The organism is Afipia sp. P52-10, from assembly GCF_000516555.1.
Classification (GTDB): Bacteria; Pseudomonadota; Alphaproteobacteria; order Rhizobiales; family Xanthobacteraceae; genus P52-10.
On the sequence record NZ_AZSJ01000003.1, the window covers coordinates 442,531 to 457,131 of the forward strand.

The window sequence follows — 14,601 nt, forward strand, 5'->3', positions numbered from 1 at the left end:
TCAGGTCCGCCGGGCGGTAGCGCTCGCGCCCGGCGGACCTGGTTTGCTTGATATGAGACCGCCTCTGACACCTGCGCTCAATGATCGCCACTGGTTATTGCGGAGGCGGAGCGCGGCGCACGCTGCCTGAGGTGATGCCGCCGTCGATCACCAACTCCGAGCCGGTGACGTAACGCGAGGCATCGGAGGCCAGGAACAGGACGCCATTGGCAATGTCCTGCGCCTCGCCGGCGAAGCCAAGCGGCACACCGGCCTTGGCAAGCTCCTCCGCCCGCATCGGCGCATTGTGACCCATGCCGGCGGCCTCGCGCGGGATCTTGCCCCAGATCGGCGTGTCGATGATCCCCGGATGCACCGAGTTGACGCGGATGCCGTCATTGGCGCCGGCGCATTCCATCGCGATCGACTTGGCGAACAGCCGCACGCCACCCTTGGTGGCACAGTAGCCTGCCAGCGTCGGGGAACCACGCAGACCCGCCACCGACGACATCATCACGATCGAGCCGCCGCCAGCGCGGCGCATCGCCGGGATGCAATATTTCACCGAGAGGAATACACCGTCGAGGTTGATCGCGGTTTGCCGCCGCCAGTCCGCCAGCGTCATCTCGAGAATGGTTGGAGCGCCGATGCCAATGCCTGCGTTTGAGACGAGCACGTCGAGACGCTTGAAGCGCTTCTCGATCTCGGCGACGATTTCAGCCCAGCGGGCCTCGTCGGTGACGTCCTGGCGGAGGTAGATCGCCTCGCCGCCGGCACCCGCGATCGCCTTGACCACGCTGTCGCCGCCGCGATCGTCGATGTCGGTGACGACGACCTTCGCGCCTTCCCGCGCCAGCGTCATCGCGCATGCCGCACCGATGCCGGACGCGCCGCCGGTGACCAGCGCGACCTTGCCCTCAACCTGTCCCATCGTCTTCTCCCACATGTTGATTCCAGCCTTGCGATCGCAGGCCGGCTACTTCTGAATTGCGCAGATTATCGGTTCGGACTCAAGCGACGTTCAACGATACGCGCCATCAGGCTGGCGCCGACCGGAATGATCGCATCGTCGAACGTGTACTGCGGATTGTGCACCGGTACGCCGCCGGAGTGCCCGACCCAGCAATACGCACCGGGCCTTGCGCGCAGCATGTCGGCGAAATCCTCACTGCCCATCACCGGCTCGACCGCGGTGGAGAGGTTTTCGGCGCCGACAATCTCGCGCGCGACCTCCGCATAAGCCTCCGTCTGCTCGGGATGGTTCTCCAGCACCGTGAAGATGTCGCGCGAGTCGAAGTCGATCTCCACCGCATAGGTGGCAGCAACGCCAACGGCGATCTCCTGCATGCGCTTGCGCACCAGCGCCCGCGCATCGTCGGAGAAGGCGCGCACGGTGCCGGAGACGACCGCCTCACCCGGAATGACGTTGTAGGCGGCCCCCGCATGGATCTGCGTCACCGACACCACCAACGGTGTCCGCGGGTGGTTGTTGCGACTGACGATGGTCTGAACCGCCTGCGCCACTGCCACGGCGGCCATGATCGGATCGCGCGACTCCTGCGGCCGTGCGCCGTGGCTGCCTCGCCCCTTGATTTTGAAGTCGAAGAAATCGGCCCCCGCCATCGCTGCGCCCGGAAACACCGAGACTCGACCCGGCTTGCGGTTCGGTGAATTGTGCAGACCGTAGATTTCGTCGCAGGGGAACTTGTCGAACAGCCCGTCCTTCAGCATCGCTCTTGCGCCGCCGAGCCCTTCCTCGGCGGGCTGAAAGACGAAGACCGCGGTGCCCGCGAAATCACGCGTCTCGGCGAGGTAGCGCGCGGCCCCGAGAAGCATCGTCGTATGACCATCGTGTCCGCAGGCATGCATCTTGCCGGGGATCGTCGAGGCGTACGGCAAGCCGGTCGCCTCCTGGATCGGCAGCGCGTCCATGTCCGCGCGCAGGCCAATCCGACGATTGCCATCGTGCTTGCCCTTCAGTTCACCGACGACGCCGGTGCCACCGAGGCCGCGATGGACCGTGATCCCCCATTGCTCCAGCAGCGCCGCAACGATGCCGGAGGTGCGGACCTCCTCGAAGCCGAGTTCAGGATGGGCGTGGATATCGTGACGGATGGCGACGAGTTCATCCTGATACTTCGTGATCCGCTCAATGATGGGCATTGTCCGTTCCAGGAGAATAAATATACCGACTTGATGTCATAACTTAGCACTGTATGCTACAAAGCAGTCCAGATGCAGTTTGCGTATGCTCTTGTCTCAAGAGGATACCGACTCAGGGGACCGTGCTCCAGATGCGTTTTACGTGGGGCAGGGGCGACGAGGCGCCAAGAACGAAGAAACATAGCGTAAACGAGGGTGCCGGGACGATGACCACAACAACTGCTGACGACGCTGCAGGCGATGCCCACGCCCGCGCCAACGTGTTTCGTCTCGCCCTCGCCCAGGCGCTGGCCGGCGCCAATGCGGCGGTGATCTTCGCGACCGGCTCGATCGTCGGCGCGACGCTTGCGCCCAGCATGGCTTTGGCGACGCTGCCGATCTCGACCTACGTCATCGGCCTTGCCGCGGGTACGCTGCCGACCGGCGCCATCTCGCGACGCTTCGGTCGCCGCGTCGCCTTCATCATCGGCTCTGGCTGCGGTGCCCTGTGTGGCCTGCTCGCGGCCACCGCCATCGTCATGGGTTCGTTCGCGCTGTTCTGCATGGCCGCGTTCCTCGGCGGGCTTTACGGCGCCGTCGCCCACTCCTATCGCTTCGCCGCCTCCGACGGCGCGAGCGCCACGTACCGGCCAAAGGCAATCTCCTGGGTGATGGCGGGTGGCGTTTTCGCCGGCGTGCTCGGCCCGCAGCTGGTCGAATGGACCATGGGCTACTGGCCGCAATACCTGTTCGCGGCGAGCTTCGCGGCGCAGGCGATCGTCGCCCTGATCGCGATGATCGTGCTGTCCGGCGTGAATGCACCGCCACCGCCGCCGGCCGAACTCGCCGCCGGCCGGCCGCTGCTCGACATCATCCGCCAGCCCCGCTTCATCGCCGCCGCCGTCTGCGGCGTCGTCTCCTATACGATGATGAATCTGGTGATGACTTCGGCGCCGCTCGCGATGAAGCTGTGCGGATTGACCGTCAGCGATTCCAATTTCGGCCTGCAGTGGCACATCGTTTCGATGTTCGGGCCGAGCTTCTTCACCGGGATGCTGATCGCGCGCTTCGGCACCACGACCATGGTCGCGGTTGGCCTCCTCCTGGAAGCCGCAGCCGCCTGCATCGGCCTGTCCGGAATCAGTGCGATGCATTTCTGGGCGGTGCTGATCGTGCTGGGGCTCGGTTGGAACTTCTCGTTCGTCGCGGCGACCGCCCTGGTGGTCGAGACGCACCGGCCCGAGGAGCGCAACAAGACTCAAGCCTTCAACGACTTCCTGGTGTTCGGAATGATGGCGCTCGGCTCGCTGTCGAGTGGCCAGCTGCTGTCGAGCTATGGTTGGGACGCGGTCAACATCGTGGTGCTGCCGCTGGTCGCCCTCGCCCTTCTGTTTCTTGCAGCCAGTACCATAGCGAAACGCCGCGCCGCCACGGCGGCGTAGTGGCCGCAGCGGCATGATAGAGCGCCGATCCAGAAACTCCGAGCTAAGCCGGCGACACACGCAAGCTTAAGATGCCTCGCCAATGGCGCTTTCCTCACCAGCTCGCCGGCAACCGCTTCAGCCCGCGCAGCACGAAGGTCGGCCGCCACTCGGGGTTCTCGACGTCATCGATTCTCAGGGTGGGCAACCGCCGCAGCAGCGTCGCGATCGCAACCTCGGCCTCGATGCGCGCAAGCTGCGCCCCGAGGCAGTGATGGATGCCGCCGCCGAACGAGTGCGGGCGAATGTTCTTTCGGGCCACGTCGAGCTTGTCGGGCTCGGCATAGGCCTGCGGATCGCGATTGGCCGAGCCGAGCATGCACATCACGGAATCGCCCTTCTTGATCTCCTGCCCGCCGATCTCGCCCATGTCCTCCAGCGCGACGCGTCCCGTGACCTGCACCGACGAATCGTAACGCAGGAACTCCTCGATCGCATTGGGCGTCAGCTCCGGCCGGCTCTTCAGCAGCTCAAGCTGGTCCGGATTGCGATGCAGCGCCAACAGGCCGTTGCCGATCAGGTTGACGGTGGTTTCGTGACCGGCGCCGAACAGGAGAATGATATTGCCGCAAAGCTCCTCGTTGGTGAGCTTGTTGCCATCATCCTCCGCCTGCACGAGCTGGGTCGTCAGGTCGTCACCAGGCTGGCGACGGCGCAGCTCGAACAGCTTCAGGAAGTAATCCAGCGAGTTCTGATGGTTCTGGTTGGCTTCATCGATCTCCGCGCGCGTCAGCGGAACCGGATCGAGCAGCCGCCCGCCCGTGCGCTCGCGCATAAAGAACAATTCGCGGTCTTCCTCCGGAATCCCAAGCATGTCGCAGATGACGATCACCGGCAGGCGAAAGGCGAAATCGGCGATCAGGTCCATGCGGCCGGCCCTTTCCACCCGGTCGATCGAATCGTCAACGATCGCCTGGATGCGCGGCCGCATGTCTTCGACCCGCCGCGCGGTGAATGCCTTCACCACCAGCCCGCGCAGACGGGTGTGGTCCGGCGGATCCTGCGTCAACATCCAGTGGCTCATCGATCGGAACACCGGCTCGTCGAGGATGCCTTCGCCGTAGCGTGCAACCGTGCGGCCGGCGAAATCTTTGCCGAAGCGGCGATCGCGCAGAACCTGTGCGACATCCGCATTCCGGCTGACGAGATAGGCGCCGATTGGCGTCTTCATCATCGGCGCGTGGGTCCGCAGATACTCGTAAAACGGGTAAGGGTTACGGATGAAATCCGGCGATAGCGGATTGAAGGCAGGCCCGGCCGCTGGCGCAGCGTTTCTGACGGCTTCGTTCATGCGCGTCTCGTCCCTCTCTTGTCGTTTTGCACGTATCGTTTTCGCAATGCGGAATACATTCTAGGCGATCGGCCGGATGGCCGGTACTCGCATTTGAAATGCGCTGGCGAGAAGGCTTTCCTGCATTTGGCAAGCTGCAAAGCTCGGCATTTCGAAAATGTGATCGGACCGGCCCAACACGCCGTCGCTATAGAAATGTGCATGCCTCTATGCAGACATGTGTCGCGGGCCGCACACGTTACGTTGAGGTACGCCAGCGGCGCGTGATTTCCGTTGCCTTGCAAAAGGGCTGGGTCCAGTATTCCACCCAATCAATCATAAGAATCTCAATCCAAACAAGAATATCAGTCCAAGGGGAGAACGACCGATGATACCGGCTATCTTGCGCCATGCTACCCTGCGCCAAAGCGCTTTGATCGCTGCGGCGCTGGCAATCACGAGCATGAGCGCACCCGCGATGGCGCAGACGCCGCGCGCCAACGGAGAAACCGTCGGTATCCAGAACTACGCCTCCACCACCGGCAACATGCACGCGATCGTCGCCAAGGAAAAAGGCTTCTGCGAGAAGTACAATTTCAAATGCGAGATCAAGACCATCAACTCGACCTCGCTCGGTCTGCAGGCGCTGGTCGGCAAGACCATCGACTTCACCCAAGGCGGGGCTGACCTGGTCGGCGCAGCGGTCGTCGCCGGCGCCGACGTGGTGATCGTCGGCACCAGCCTGCCGGCCAATGTGCTCTCGGTCAGCGTCCGCAACGACGTGCCGCTGCCGAACCGGCCGAAGGGCTATCCGGCGATCATGCAGGACTTCAAAGGCAAGCGCATCGGCGTCGCCGCACGCGGCACGTCGAGCGAAAAGTACTTCAACGCCATGCTGAAGGATGGCGGCCTCAAGCCCGAAGACGTCACCTATGTCGCGATCGGCGCTCCGAACACCGGCTATACGGCACTCGCGATCGGCAAGCAGATCGACGCCATCATTATGTATCAGCCGCTGACGCAGCTCTGCCAGTTCAACAAGACCTGCGAAACCGTGATCGACATGACGGTCGGCGAAGGACCGAAGTCGCTGGCAGCGACCATCGGCGCCAACGTCATCTTCGCCGCGCGCCGCGAAATGGCGGAGAGCAACCCGAAGCTGATGGAGGCCTTCTATGCCGCCATGAAGGACGCCGCGGACTGGTTCAACGATCCGAAGAATTTCGAAGAGCTGGTCAAGATCTACACGCCGATCATCTCGTTCGGCGACATGGCGGGGGCCGACGATATGCGGCGGGCCTGGATCAAGAGCGTGATCCCGGCCTACAGCAAGGACCTGAAGGTCAAGGTCTCCGCGCTGCAGGAGATCATGGACTTCAGCTACGAGAACAAGATCATCGACGTGAAGGTCGATGCGAAGAAGGTTCTCTGGGACAAGGCTCCTCAGACACCCTGATCCCGGACAACACGAAAGCTCGTATCATGAACATGGCCACGCAACCGGCGCAGGCTCAAAGCGGCGCCGTTCCCTCAAGCCATCCCGCACCCGGCTCGGTGATCTTCGACAAGGTGTCGGTGGTGTTCGAAGCGGCGAACCTCACCGCCGTCTCGGAATTCTCGCTCGACATCGCGCCGGGCGAGTTCGTCTCGATCGTCGGCCCGAGCGGCTGCGGCAAGACCACGCTGTTGAACTACGCGGCAGGTCTGCTGCCGCCCGGCGCCGGCCGTGGCCGGCTGCTGGTCAACGGCAAGCCTCCGGTCACCGGCACCCACGACCTCGCCTACATGCTGGCCCGGGACGCGCTCGCGCCCTGGCGGACCGCACTCGGCAACGCCGAGCTCGGCACCGAGGTCCGCGGCGTGCCCGCCGAGCAACGCCGTGCCCGCGCGCTCGACCTCTTGGAAAAGGTTGGCCTGAAAGGCTTCGAGAATGCCTACCCGAAGGCGCTGTCGCAAGGCATGCGCCAGCGTGTTGCGCTCGCCCGCACCTTCTCGCTCGATTCGCCGATCCTTTTGATGGACGAGCCGTTCGGCGCCCTCGATGCGCAGACCAAGCTGCAACTCGAGGACGTGCTGCTGTCGCTATGGCAGCGCGAACGCCGCACGGTGATCTTCATCACCCACGACCTTTCCGAGGCCGTATCAATGTCCGACCGCGTGATCGTCATGAGTTCGCGGCCAGGTCGTATCATCGCCGACGTGCCGATCACTCTCGGCCGGCCCCGCTCGGTGCGAGCCCTGCAGAAGGATCCGCATTACCACGAGCTGTACTCGCAGGTCTGGAGCAAGCTGGAAGAAGGATTGAGCCAATGAACGATCAACGGCGGTTGAGCGGCCCGATGATCTGGGTCGCGCGCATCGTTTTCCTGGCGGCATTCTTCGCGCTGTGGGAATGGGTAGCCGATGCCAAACTGATCGACCCGATCCTGATCGGCAAGCCGAGCGGCATCGCGCAGTATCTCTGGGACGAGCTGTTCGTCACCCGCAGCCTGCTGAGCGATTTCTACTGGTCGATGGGCGGCACGGTGCTGGCATTCCTGCTTGGCAGCGTCGCCGGCATCCTGGTCGGCATGCTGTTCGTCACCTCGCCCTCGACGGAGGCGGTGTTCAACCCGATGCTGACCGCACTGAACGCGATGCCACGCATTGCGCTGGCGCCGTTGTTCATCATCTGGTTCGGCCTCGGCCTCGGATCCAAAGTCGCCGTTGGATTTAGCCTCACCTTCTTCATCGTGCTGACCAGTACGGTGGCCGGAGGCCGGGGCGTCAATCCGGATCATGTCACGCTGGCGCGCACGCTCGGCGCAAGCGAGTCGCAGATCTTCCGCAAGTTCGTGCTGCCGAGCGCGGTGCCGGTGATCTTCAACGGGCTGCGTCTCGGCCTCGTGTTCGCGTTGCTCGGCGTGATCGGCGCGGAGATCCTCGCCTCCGAGCACGGCCTCGGCCAGACGCTGTCGGTGCTGGCGGCGAGCTTCAAGACTAATGGCGTGTTCGGCATCATCTTCCTGTTGTCGCTGATTGGCGTGGCGATCAGCTGGGGGATGACTTCGCTGGAAAATCGCCTGCTGCGCTGGCGGTAACTACTGGATCACAGAGGACGTCTTGCGTGATGCCCGGCCTCGTGCCGGGCATCAACGTTTTGCGGAGCGCACAGCAAGGCATCGGCGGGGGTGATCGATGAGAGAGCCCGGCCGTCATGCATCCACGTTCGGTCGACTGAACCACATCAGCCGATCGCAAACTTGCCCGCAAACAGCAGCGCCAGCACCAGCACCGCAGGCTTCGCCTCCGCAATCTTGCCCGAGATGAGCTTCGCCAGCGCATAGGTGATGAAGCCGAGGCCGATTCCAGTGGCGATCGAATAGGTCAACGGCATCGCGATCGCAGCCACCACCGCCGGCGCGTATTCGGTAACATCGTCCCAGTTCATCTCGGCGAGTCCGCGCGCCATCACGCAGGCGACATAGAGCAGAGCCGCCGACGAGGCATAGGCCGGCACCATGCCTGCGAGTGGCGCGAAGAACAGGGCCAGGAGAAAGAACAGCGCGACGAACACCGCCGTCAGACCGGTGCGGCCGCCGGCAGCGACACCGGATGCGCTCTCGATATAGCTCGTCGTGGTCGAGGTACCGATCAGCGAACCGAACATCGCGGCGAAGCTGTCGGCGATCAACGCCTGCTTCATACGCGGCAGATTGCCATCCTGATCTGTCAGGCCGGCACGATGGGTCACGCCGATCAACGTGCCGGCATTGTCGAACACGTCGATGAACAGGAACGAGAACACGACGATGATGAACGTCAGTTCGAACGCACGCGAGAAATCGAGTTGCAGCAATGTCGGTGCCAGCGACGGCGGCAGCGACACGACGCCGCCAAAGCTCGCGAGCCCAAACGGCAGGCCGAGCAGCGACACGGCCAGGATGCCGAGCAGCGTACCGCCGACGACATGGCGCGCATTCAACGCGACGATCAGCACGAAACCGAGCAGAGAGAGGACCGCGGGCAGGTGATCGAAGCCCGTGAGCGGTCCGAGCGTCACCAGCGTCACCGGATGGGCGACGACGATCTTGGCCTGCTCCAATGCGATGATGCCAAGGAATAAGCCGACGCCCGCGGAAATCGCGAACTTGAGGTTGCGGGGGATCGCGTTGATCACATACTCGCGGACGCGAAAGATCGAGAGCAAGAAAAACAGCACACCCGAGAGGAAGACGGCTGCAAGCGCCTGCTGCCAGGTATATTTATAGCCGAGGACGACCGTGAAGGCGAAGAACGCGTTCAGCCCCATGCCGGGCGCCAACCCGATCGGATAGTTGGCGTAGAATGCCATCACCAGGGTCGACACCGCGGCGGCGATGCAGGTGGCGACGAAAACCGCGCCCTTGTCCAACCCCGCAGCACCGAGGATCGTCGGGTTGACGAAGACGATGTAGACCATCGTCAGGAACGTGGTGAGACCAGCGATGAATTCGGTGCGAACTGACGTGCCGTGCGCGCTCAGCCCGAACTGGCGTTCGAGAAAACCGGTCTTCTGTTCCATATTGCCCTCGCAGCCGCTGCTGTGAAGCATAGAGCCGCTGCCACCGGGCGCGAGCCACGTGGGCGGTTTTCCACTGGAGAGAGGCTCTATTTTGCTGCGCCGACCTGCTGCTGCGGCCGGATGATTGCCCAACCGATCCGCAACATGGGCTGACGGCCGTTCAGATAACGCGAGAACGTGCGCGGCACTTCCGGCACCAGGCCGGGAAAACGACGAGCGATATCCTCCGGCGGCGTACCCGCGGTATCGGCCGCACGCCAGACCACCACGCCGCCGCTCTGCCGGAAAGTCTCGAGCGTGAGCCACGGCGTCTTTTCCGGCGTCGCATCGAGCAGCAAACGCGGCCGGCCCGGCGCGGTCACGCTGATTAGTGCGGCAAGCTCCGGATCGCCCGCGACCGCGCGCAGCGGCTGACCGGTGCGGCGCTGGAAGCTATCGCCGAAGAACGTACCGATGGCGCGCGCGGGAAACATCGTCTTGATGTCGGTTGCGGCAACCAGTGGCTGCACCAGCGTCATCCCGAGAAGGTACAGCGCTGGCGCGGCAACGATCCAGAGCCAGAGCGTGCGCAACAGGCGCTGCCGGCGGAACGCGATCAGATCACCGGCGGCGACCACCGCCGCGAGACCCGACAGCAGCAACAGCGTGCCGCCGCCGCCGAGCAGATGCGGCCAGCCGAGCAGCGCCGACGCCAAGCTGAACAGCAGCGCCGGCACAACCGCAAAACCGTAGACGAACGGCCGCGCCAACGGATCGATCGGCGGACGGTAAATCACCGGCGCACGCGTTTCGGCGCTATTGAATCGGCGCGCATTGACGATCCCCAGCAGCGCAATGCCGGCGAGCGCCAGCAGCAGATAACCCGCGAACATCGCCCAGCGCCAGAGCCATCCTTCCGGCGCCGATACATCGGACAGCGCAAACGGCGAACTCGTTCCCGTGCGCCACACGTAAACCGCATAAGGCAGCACCAGTACCAGCACGACCACGGCCGCCAGCGCCGCATCGGCCGAGGCGAGCGCGCGCCGGCCACGCGCGGTCCCCAGCGCAAAAGTGATCAACAGCACCAGCAGCGGAACTGCCGCATTGGTGGTGAGCAACAACAACCCCGCGGCGATCGACAGCGAGAACCATGCCCTCCTGAGGCCTTCCAGCACCCGCCAGGCCCCCAGCAGCGTCAGCCCCCATAACGGCTGGGCCAAAATCTCCGGCCTGAACTCGACCTGCGGAAAGGAGAAGGTCAGGACCGTGGCCGTCAGCAGCACCGCGACCACGGCCTGCTGCGGGCCGACGATCGCGCTGCCGAGGCGGAAGACCGCCAGGAACGCGACGGCGAAACAGACCTGCGACAGGAGATAGAGACCGAACACATGGTTTCCGGCGAGACGGAAGACGATGTCCGCGAGCCAATAGGCCAGCGGCGGCTCGTTACCGACGCCCATCATGTATTCCCGGCCATAGGCCAAACTCATAGCCAGGTCGCCGGGCGGACTCGCGTAAAGCAAGGACGGGATGATCAGCCACAGCATCGCCTGCGCCAGCACCGCGACCCAGAACATCAGCACGGGCCGCACACGGATCAGTTCGACGATCAGGGAGGTGAAACGCATGGCAGGCCGAAATGGTGGGATCTGCTCATGGGACGAGCCCGTTGAGTCGCCCCATGATCTTATCTGTTTGCCTGAGCGCGATCCTTTCGGAAAGCCCGGTTTCCACGTCGCACCAACGCGGCCGTTCCGGTTCGATCATGCCCCATCCATGTTGTCTGTAAAGCGCAGGCGCGTCGCAGCAACAGAACAGGCCAGCGACATCCACCGGACGACCGGCGGGCCGATACCGCACCGAACCGTCAAACGGAGGCGAAGTCGTCCGCGCCCTGCAGCAGCGCGGCCACCGGAGCAAATAGACGGCGGTGATGCGCGGTGGGTCCGAGGCGGCGCAACGCTTCCAGATGCGCTGGCACGCCGTAGCCCATATGGCTTTCGAAACCGTAACCCGGATGATCGACGGCGAGACGGCACATCAGCCGATCGCGGGTCACCTTGGCGACGATCGACGCAGCGGCGATCGAAGCAACGATCGCATCGCCGCCGATCACCGCCTCACACGCGCAGGCTACATCGATTGTGTCGCGGCCATCGACGAACACATGCTCCGGCTTCTCGGGCAGCGCCTGCACCGACTGCGCCAGCGCCCACAACGACGCTCGCAGAATGTTGTCGCGTTCGATGCGAGCAACCGAAGCAACCGTCACCGAAACAGCGGCGGTGCGGCAAATCTCCTCGAACAGTTCTTCGCGGCGTTCGCGCGTCAGCTTCTTCGAATCGTCGAGGCCCTTCGGCACGCAGGCGGGATCAAGCACAACGGCAGCAGCCACCACCGGCCCCGCGAGCGGCCCGCGGCCCGCCTCATCGCAGCCGGCGACGATGCGAAGCCCCTTGGTCAGTAGCGCGCGTTCACGGCGGAAGGTCGGCGCCTGCGCCCGCTTCGCACTAGGGCCTTTCACGCCCTTGCTCTTGGCGTCGGCGCCTTCGGCGTCGGCCCTCTTGGCGGCGCGCATTCTCGCCTTGCCGGCGGGGCTCGTCGCCTCGCCTGCGTCCGCCGCCAACTTTGCTGCTGCTCGAATCATGCGGCGATGGTGGCGAGGCCTGCCGTCAATCGCAACCCGTGTCTTGGGCCGGACCTGGGGTTATCGCCGCAATTCTCGCCACCGGGGCGGCGATGCCTGTCTCTCCCGGTCCAGACAGTGCCGGGAACCTCAGAACAGACTGAGCTGACCGCCGCCGTTCTGCGGCCGAACGAAGTGCTCCGTCGTCAGCCGCGCCGGCTTCTTGTTCAGCCCGAGCTTGCCGCAGGCGATCTCGAAGCGGCGGCCGATCATCCAGGCCATCGGACCGGTTCCCTTCATCCGCACGCCCCACTGCGAGTCATAGTCTTTGCCACCACGGACATCGCGGATCATCGTGAAGACGTGCCGGTATTTGTCGGGATAGTTGGCGAGCAGCCACTCGCGGAACAGGTCGCGCACCTCCAACGGCAGACGCAGCAGGATATAGCTCGCCTCCTTGACGCCGATATGCGCCGCCGAGTCGAGGATGCGTTCCATCTCCGCATCGTTCAGCGCCGGAATGATCGGCGACACCATCACCTTCGCCGGCACGCCCGCCTCGGCCAGCCGTTTCAGCGCTTCCAGCCGCCGCGTCGGCGTCGAGGCGCGCGGCTCCATCGCCCGCGCGAGTTTGGAATCCAGCGTCGTCACCGAGAGGCCGACCTTCACCAGATTGCGCTTGGCCATCCGCTCCAGGATATCGAGGTCGCGCACCACCAGCGCCGACTTCGTGACGATGCCGACCGGATGCGATACGCGATCCAGCACCTCGAGGATGCCGCGCATGATCTTCAGGTCGCGCTCGATCGGCTGATAGGGATCGGTGTTGGTGCCGATCGCGATCATCTTCGGCTGGTAGTCAGGATGCGCGAGCTCCTTCTCCAACAGCGCTGGTGCGTCATGTTTGGCGAACAGCTTGGATTCGAAGTCGAGCCCCGGTGACAGACCGAGATAAGCGTGGGTCGGCCGCGCGAAACAATAGACGCAGCCGTGCTCGCAACCGCGGTAGGGATTGATCGAACGATCGAAGCCAATGTCCGGCGAGTCGTTGCGGGTAATCACCTTGCGCGCGCTGTCGGCGCCGACCGTGGTCTTGAAGGGCGGCAGATCCTCGATACTCTGCCAGCCGTCGTCGAAAGCGACCCGCGCCTCCGCCTCGTAACGGCCACTCGCATTCGACTGCGCGCCCCGGCCACGCCGACGTTCGCTCTCGACTGCAGCCTCATGCTGCGGAACGACCGTTTCCGCTCCCGCCGCTTTCTTCCGCCGCAACGATGATACCGACTTGCTCATGGGACCAGGACCGCGGCGCGAGCCGCGCCCCTCTCATTGATAAGGGCCAGCAGCCCTCCGAGGCGCCCTGCACCACTTTGCCGGCAGCCTCCGGGCCTGAACTCACCATATCACAGAATGAGAACATAACAAGAACATAAGCAATTGCGCCAGAGCCCCATGCGAGGATCGATGAAATGCTCGCAGCCTTGTGATGGCGGGCGCAACCGCGAGCCTTTCGGGGGAACCGCGCAATGACCAGCTCAAGGCCGACATCCGGACGGCTTTGCGGCCTTCCGTCATTGCGAGGAGAACAAGTCATGCGTTCATTCATACTGGCAGCAGCCCTGACAGCCGGCGCGCTTCTGGCCGGCACCCCGGCGACAGCCGAAACCGAATATCCCTATTGCACCAGCGGCGGATGGGGCACCGACGGCAGTTGCAGCTTTGCGACGCTCCAGCAATGTCAGGCTTTCGTGCGCGGCGTCGGCGGATCCTGCGTGCTGAACCCGCGCGTCGCGCAACGTTCGAATCCGAACAACGCGATGGCAGGCCCGCGCCGAATCAGCCGCGACTGACGCGGTCCGGACGCGGCACCGCCGACTGCCTGCAATCGAGGCAGATTTCGGTTCCGACAGGTGATAACAGTGCGGTCCTTGACAGTTCCATGACGTGACGGACCGCCCATGTTAAGTGTCATCGTATTGGCTGACGGCGACGAGCGCAGCGTCGTCATGACGCTTGCAGCGCTCGTGCCGGGCGCCGCAGCGGGCCTGATCCGGGACGTGCTGCTGGTCGATCGGGAATCGAGCGCCGCAATGGAGCGTGTCGCCGACGTGGCCGGCTGCCACTATCTGGTCCAGCAAGGGTCGGCAGGCGCGAGGCTCAGCAAGGGCGCCGAAACCGCCCGCTCGAACTGGCTGTTGTTTCTGCGGGCCGGCGCGATCCTCGAAGGAAACTGGATCGACGAGCTCGGCCAATTCATGGAAAACGCGAGCCTGGCGGCCAAGACCCGCGCCGCGATCTTCCGCCACGCCCGGTCGCCCTATGCGGAAGCGCGCATGCGCGACGCGCTGAAGAGCGCCGGGCGCTGGCTGCTCGGCCCTTCGCCCGACCAGGGCCTCTTGATCGCGCGGCAGCACTATCAACACCTCGGCGGACACGACACAAGCTCCGAACGCGCCGAGAAGAAGCTGCTCGCCAAGCTCAGTCGCAAGCACCGCATCATCCTGCGCAGCCGCATCGTCGCCGGCACCTGACGGTCCATTTGTCGCGACGCCCGGCGCGGAGCCGCCGCGCCTCTATA

The 14,601-nt window shown here is 64.3% G+C and carries 13 protein-coding genes; 6 read left to right on the forward strand and 7 right to left on the reverse strand.

From position 1 onward, the window contains the following. Positions 1-94 precede the first annotated feature (94 nt). Both X566_RS03415 and X566_RS03420 read right to left on the reverse strand, forming a co-directional pair. Complete coding sequence (locus X566_RS03415) at positions 95-910, reverse strand: SDR family NAD(P)-dependent oxidoreductase (RefSeq protein WP_034467723.1); 816 nt, start codon at positions 908-910, stop codon at positions 95-97. Between the two features lie 65 nt (positions 911-975). Continuing rightward, positions 976-2,142: a M20 aminoacylase family protein gene (locus tag X566_RS03420; RefSeq protein WP_034463478.1), complete on the reverse strand. Its 1,167-nt coding sequence runs from the start codon at positions 2,140-2,142 to the stop codon at positions 976-978. 206 nt (positions 2,143-2,348) lie between these two features. Between X566_RS03420 and X566_RS03425 the strand changes: the two genes are divergently transcribed. Beyond that, a complete protein-coding gene (locus X566_RS03425) occupies positions 2,349-3,563 on the forward strand; it encodes an MFS transporter (RefSeq protein WP_034463480.1) in 1,215 nt (404 codons plus the stop codon). A 94-nt stretch (positions 3,564-3,657) separates the two neighbouring features. Here the strand turns inward: X566_RS03425 and X566_RS03430 are convergent, their stop codons facing one another. Continuing rightward, a complete protein-coding gene (locus tag X566_RS03430) occupies positions 3,658-4,893 on the reverse strand; it encodes a cytochrome P450 (RefSeq protein ID WP_034463483.1) in 1,236 nt (411 codons plus the stop codon). Between the two features lie 442 nt (positions 4,894-5,335). Here X566_RS03430 and X566_RS03435 point away from each other — a divergent pair, with 442 nt between their 5' ends. The 3 genes from X566_RS03435 to X566_RS03445 are packed head-to-tail and all read left to right on the forward strand — an operon-like array spanning position 5,336 to position 7,952. Beyond that, entirely contained in the window at positions 5,336-6,328 is a 993-nt protein-coding gene (locus tag X566_RS03435; protein WP_206538681.1) for an ABC transporter substrate-binding protein, read from the forward strand. 26 nt (positions 6,329-6,354) lie between these two features. After that, positions 6,355-7,185, forward strand: a complete 831-nt coding sequence (locus X566_RS03440) for an ABC transporter ATP-binding protein (RefSeq protein ID WP_034463486.1) — start codon at positions 6,355-6,357, stop codon at positions 7,183-7,185. After that, complete coding sequence (locus X566_RS03445) at positions 7,182-7,952, forward strand: ABC transporter permease (RefSeq protein WP_081740036.1); 771 nt, start codon at positions 7,182-7,184, stop codon at positions 7,950-7,952. Before X566_RS03440 ends, X566_RS03445 begins: the two co-directional genes overlap by 4 nt. A gap of 146 nt (positions 7,953-8,098) precedes the next feature. Here X566_RS03445 and X566_RS03450 read toward each other — a convergent pair whose 3' ends face one another. From X566_RS03450 to X566_RS03465, 4 genes are all read right to left on the reverse strand, one after another. Beyond that, positions 8,099-9,415, reverse strand: a complete 1,317-nt coding sequence (locus tag X566_RS03450; protein ID WP_034463487.1) for an NCS2 family permease — start codon at positions 9,413-9,415, stop codon at positions 8,099-8,101. Between the two features lie 86 nt (positions 9,416-9,501). Further along, positions 9,502-11,025, reverse strand: a complete 1,524-nt coding sequence (locus tag X566_RS03455) for a glycosyltransferase family 39 protein (protein WP_034463489.1) — start codon at positions 11,023-11,025, stop codon at positions 9,502-9,504. Positions 11,026-11,264: 239 nt separating this feature from the next. After that, entirely contained in the window at positions 11,265-11,975 is a 711-nt protein-coding gene (locus X566_RS03460) for a ribonuclease HII (protein WP_343213033.1), read from the reverse strand. Positions 11,976-12,173: 198 nt separating this feature from the next. Further along, positions 12,174-13,316, reverse strand: coding sequence for a PA0069 family radical SAM protein (locus tag X566_RS03465; RefSeq protein ID WP_034463491.1), 1,143 nt, complete (start codon positions 13,314-13,316; stop codon positions 12,174-12,176). 299 nt (positions 13,317-13,615) lie between these two features. On the opposite strand from X566_RS03465, the gene X566_RS23825 reads away from it, so the two are divergent. Together X566_RS23825 and X566_RS03475 are read left to right on the forward strand one after the other, a co-directional pair. Then, positions 13,616-13,873 carry a DUF3551 domain-containing protein gene (locus X566_RS23825; protein WP_244434668.1) on the forward strand — a complete coding sequence of 86 codons (258 nt, stop codon included), beginning with the start codon at positions 13,616-13,618 and terminating at the stop codon, positions 13,871-13,873. Between the two features lie 108 nt (positions 13,874-13,981). Then, a complete protein-coding gene (locus X566_RS03475) occupies positions 13,982-14,554 on the forward strand; it encodes a glycosyl transferase (protein ID WP_034463494.1) in 573 nt (190 codons plus the stop codon). The last annotated feature ends 47 nt before the right edge of the window (positions 14,555-14,601 follow it).

Excerpts from the sequence above, each read along its gene's own strand:
- X566_RS03430 (WP_034463483.1), bottom strand. The coding sequence starts at position 4,893 with ATGAACGAAGCCGTCAGAAACGCTGCGCCAGCGGCCGGGCCTGCCTTC.
- X566_RS03440 (WP_034463486.1), top strand. The coding sequence starts at position 6,355 with ATGAACATGGCCACGCAACCGGCGCAGGCTCAAAGCGGCGCCGTTCCC.
- X566_RS23825 (WP_244434668.1), top strand. The coding sequence starts at position 13,616 with ATGCGTTCATTCATACTGGCAGCAGCCCTGACAGCCGGCGCGCTTCTG.
- X566_RS03445 (WP_081740036.1), top strand. The coding sequence starts at position 7,182 with ATGAACGATCAACGGCGGTTGAGCGGCCCGATGATCTGGGTCGCGCGC.
- X566_RS03435 (WP_206538681.1), top strand. The coding sequence starts at position 5,336 with ATGAGCGCACCCGCGATGGCGCAGACGCCGCGCGCCAACGGAGAAACC.
- X566_RS03460 (WP_343213033.1), bottom strand. The coding sequence starts at position 11,975 with ATGCGCGCCGCCAAGAGGGCCGACGCCGAAGGCGCCGACGCCAAGAGC.
- X566_RS03475 (WP_034463494.1), top strand. The coding sequence starts at position 13,982 with ATGTTAAGTGTCATCGTATTGGCTGACGGCGACGAGCGCAGCGTCGTC.
- X566_RS03450 (WP_034463487.1), bottom strand. The coding sequence starts at position 9,415 with ATGGAACAGAAGACCGGTTTTCTCGAACGCCAGTTCGGGCTGAGCGCG.
- X566_RS03415 (WP_034467723.1), bottom strand. The coding sequence starts at position 910 with ATGGGACAGGTTGAGGGCAAGGTCGCGCTGGTCACCGGCGGCGCGTCC.
- X566_RS03425 (WP_034463480.1), top strand. The coding sequence starts at position 2,349 with ATGACCACAACAACTGCTGACGACGCTGCAGGCGATGCCCACGCCCGC.
- X566_RS03455 (WP_034463489.1), bottom strand. The coding sequence starts at position 11,025 with ATGCGTTTCACCTCCCTGATCGTCGAACTGATCCGTGTGCGGCCCGTG.
- X566_RS03420 (WP_034463478.1), bottom strand. The coding sequence starts at position 2,142 with ATGCCCATCATTGAGCGGATCACGAAGTATCAGGATGAACTCGTCGCC.
- X566_RS03465 (WP_034463491.1), bottom strand. The coding sequence starts at position 13,316 with ATGAGCAAGTCGGTATCATCGTTGCGGCGGAAGAAAGCGGCGGGAGCG.